The 3,175-nt window shown below is 57.1% G+C and carries 5 protein-coding genes; all 5 read right to left on the minus strand.

The annotated features are described in order from the left end of the window. Positions 1-294, minus strand: a 294-nt coding sequence (locus tag AC6FTP_RS26525) for a hypothetical protein (RefSeq protein WP_497209907.1), incomplete at its 3' end; no start/stop codon positions are given. Beyond that, the gene (locus AC6FTP_RS26530; protein WP_497209908.1) at positions 294-1,277 is read right to left on the minus strand and encodes a hypothetical protein; all 984 of its coding nucleotides are present in this window, start codon (positions 1,275-1,277) and stop codon (positions 294-296) included. The genes AC6FTP_RS26530 and AC6FTP_RS26525, both read right to left, overlap by 1 nt. An 11-nt stretch (positions 1,278-1,288) precedes the next feature. Continuing rightward, complete coding sequence (locus tag AC6FTP_RS26535) at positions 1,289-1,777, minus strand: HAD family hydrolase (RefSeq protein WP_497209909.1); 489 nt, start codon at positions 1,775-1,777, stop codon at positions 1,289-1,291. Further along, complete coding sequence (locus AC6FTP_RS26540) at positions 1,768-2,271, minus strand: DUF1643 domain-containing protein (RefSeq protein ID WP_497209910.1); 504 nt, start codon at positions 2,269-2,271, stop codon at positions 1,768-1,770. Before AC6FTP_RS26540 ends, AC6FTP_RS26535 begins: the two co-directional genes overlap by 10 nt. Positions 2,272-2,375: 104 nt before the next feature. Next, positions 2,376-3,175: hypothetical protein (locus tag AC6FTP_RS26545; protein ID WP_497209911.1), on the minus strand; the 800-nt coding region annotated here is incomplete at its 5' end.

Here is a 3,175-nt window from a genome sequence, read left to right on the forward strand (position 1 = left end):
CGCGCTGCGGTAAGCATCCAAAGCCGGTGAACTGACCTCCGCTTCCATCGTCGCACGCATGACGGTCAACCGAGCTGCCGCCTTCTGATCATCAGTTTCGCAGGCAAGACATGGGCTCAGATGGAAACTGTGAAGTGTCCAGCGTTCCTGAGCCTGTGGAAGCATCAGCCCCTTCATGAGCTTTTCATAGATGGCCGGAGACGCCGCCTCCTTCATTAGCGCTAGGCCACGCTCCACTTCCAGGGATGAGAGCGCGGTGAGCAAAGGCGCAATGGTATCGAGAGTGGAATTCATCAATTTTCAGAGGATGACGCCGCGAGTGTGTTGGGTGAGGAACTTGATGGGCGGGGCGGGATGTCGTATTCGTTCAACCACGCCTGCCACTGAGTTTCAGCGGCGGCCTGGGCCTGTTTCAGTTTTTCGGTGAAGGACCCTTGGCCCTGATTGTGGAAGACAACCGCTAGGGTGGATAAGATCACGGCGAGAAGAAAGCCCCAACCCGGCAAGTCCATGTTGGTTAGCTGAATCCAGAGGAAAATTCCGGCCGCGAAGGAGATCCAGCTTGGATTCAACTCAGATGAGCTGCTCCCAGCGAGCCGGTCGAGCACGCGATCTTCACTGCCCGCCCAAGACGGAACGATCAAGGCTCCACCCGGTTCGAGCGCGTCCGCCAACTGCTCTCGACGTTCATGGATCATCTCTACTCGCCAGCGCCAGCGGTCCACCTCCGCCATGCCCGGCTCATCATTCCAGCGATTCATCTGGCCGCAGGTGTGACCGTGTTCATAAACGCTGAGAAGCAACCGCTTCAAGGCGCGTTCGGCGGACGGGGTCAGGGACTTTCGTTGTATGAAGGCGGTGAGAAGATCCTCTTCCAACCGGCCCAAGTCCTCGGAGCGCCGCTGATCCAGGGCTCCATTCAGGGCTGTGGCTCGTTGGTTCATCACTGCTTCACCGTCCAGGCGCGGATCATGATCCCACCCGCAGTGAGGGCAAACCTTGTCATCGTAACAAAATGCCTCCCTGCATCGACGGCATTCCCGCTGCAAATCGCGCCCGCACTGGCAGAACCGCGTGCGGAGAGGATTGATCCGCCCGCAGTCTCCGCAGGCGCGGTCGCCCGTCTTTTGCACATGCACCTGCCGGTTCGTGACCAGGGCAGATGTGGTGCCACAGGCGCGGCAGTGGATCTTCGCACCAAAGGCATGTTCGCCCACGATGTCACTGCCGGGGTGACCGCAGGCGGGGCATTGCAGGCTTTGGAGTTGAGGAGGCATGGCGGTGGCGATCATTGGGCGGTGCGGAAGGAGCGAAGGAAGGCATGCAGCGTTTGAATCACCTCGGACTCATCACCTGTGGGGTGTCCACGAAAGGCGGGAAGCTGGCAGTAGCGCTCGGCACCAATGCCCAGGACCTGCTGTTTGAATTGTGCGATTTCGTGCTCCGGCTCCAGGTCATCAATCAGCACACCGCCGGGGGCGAGGCGCGTCTGGCCCGACGTGAGATGCTCGTAACCAAGAATGTCCTTTTCGGCAAAACCGAGGCCGAACAACTTCGACAATCCGCTGGCATAGCGCCTTTCGGAGGTGGTGCAGAGAAATGCCGCTACACCCGTTGAGCGAGCAGCTTTGAGCAGATCCAAAGCGCAAGGACGCAACCAGGAATGATAGGGGCCAAAGACCGTAGCGCCAGCAGGGCACTTGCCCGCACTCCCTTCAGCCAGCACCGAGTGAATCAGGGTTTCGTCGAGGTCGAAGAAGATGGAGGTTAAGCGCATGGTTTGGAATCGTTAAGAGCAAAGGGTTTGAGTTCAGCCTTGAGATAGAGTGGGTGCCCCGGCGAGCCGTCCTGATTCAGCGAAAGAGCGTGCAGACCGGGCACCATCGAGAGCACTGCCCTGCCCCGGCCTCGGTGTGCGCCGTGCGTTCCCCAGGCAGCAATTACGATGCCCGCATCCTTGGCCAGTCGGGCAAGTGTCGTGTCATTGTCTGGTCCCACCGGATCAGACTGCCTCTTCATTTCTTCGGGATCAGTCGCCCTCCAGGCGAAGAGATTCACCAGGCACACTGCGCCATATCCCCAGCGCTTCGCATAGTCGATGCAGCGCTTCACAGTCGGATCATCCTGCTGCTCATCCGCCGTGGAGGGATTCAATCCGATGAATAAGCAATAGGGCCCTTCACTCCAGCGGCTCCACCACTCGTAGCGATAGTGACGGCAGGGTGAGAAAACAGCGGTGTAGGGCGTGGCGGCAGGTGTTGGTTTTGGCATGGTGAGGCGGAAGAACTACTTCCACCTCATCAGGCCTCGCACAGGGACGAAGTTTGGGGACAAATCTCGGCAACTTTTGTCTGAGAGTAACTAATCTAAGAGCTTCAAATAGTAGAACAGACGTTCTGAAACTTCCCAAAGTGCGCAGCCTGATTAAAATTGCCGCGATGACACGGGTGAGCGAACGGGTAGTAAGGTATAGTGAGGCCCTGAGATTCCAGGTTGAATGGGCCTGAGAGGGCTGCTGCTTTTATTCCTTCCGGTTTTTTTCGCGCACCATTCACTGTAACCTCGCGAAGAGCCTGCCACACTGGAGCTCCCCAAGACACCACTGCGTCGATAGTATAGTTCTTCGCAAATTCGCGGCAACAGGCGCTAAATGCAGCGACGAACTTATCAGCTCCAACCTCTCCCGTGCAATCCGCACATGGTGGACGAAAATCGGGATATAAATTCATAAACACTATCGCCCGATCAGGATGAGAGGTGAGGGAATTTGGGAGTGCATGCGCGTACTCATCGCGAGGAGACTGGCAGATCAACGGCGATTTGGCTGCGTAGCCCTTTGAGGTTTTGGGATCAAAGTTATGAGTGACAATTGGGTACCAATCGTGCCCTAAAATAATCAGAAGACGCCGCGTCTTAGAAGAAAACGTCTCAAGAAGCATCGTGTCCGTCCAAGGAGAGAAGCCATGACTAAATCCTACCTTATGCGCTTTGGATAGTTCTGCCAAAAGCATCCCGAATTCACAGGGCTTCGTGCGGTCATTAATCGAGACGAGGCTCTCATGGCCTTTCCCGATCGTGCGCTCTGACATTTCTGATGTCCTGGAGGCTAAACATCGGGCCTGTACGGCACTGGGAAATGGCTGGAGGTGCTCCTCCCGCTCCGTCGGAGCTTTGC

Source organism: Prosthecobacter sp. (assembly GCF_044378005.1).
Lineage (GTDB): Bacteria > Verrucomicrobiota > Verrucomicrobiia > Verrucomicrobiales > Verrucomicrobiaceae > Prosthecobacter.

Coding starts and splice junctions, on each gene's coding strand:
- AC6FTP_RS26530 (WP_497209908.1), bottom strand. CDS start 1,277: ATGCCTCCTCAACTCCAAAGCCTGCAATGCCCCGCCTGCGGTCACCCC.
- AC6FTP_RS26535 (WP_497209909.1), bottom strand. CDS start 1,777: ATGCGCTTAACCTCCATCTTCTTCGACCTCGACGAAACCCTGATTCAC.
- AC6FTP_RS26540 (WP_497209910.1), bottom strand. CDS start 2,271: ATGCCAAAACCAACACCTGCCGCCACGCCCTACACCGCTGTTTTCTCA.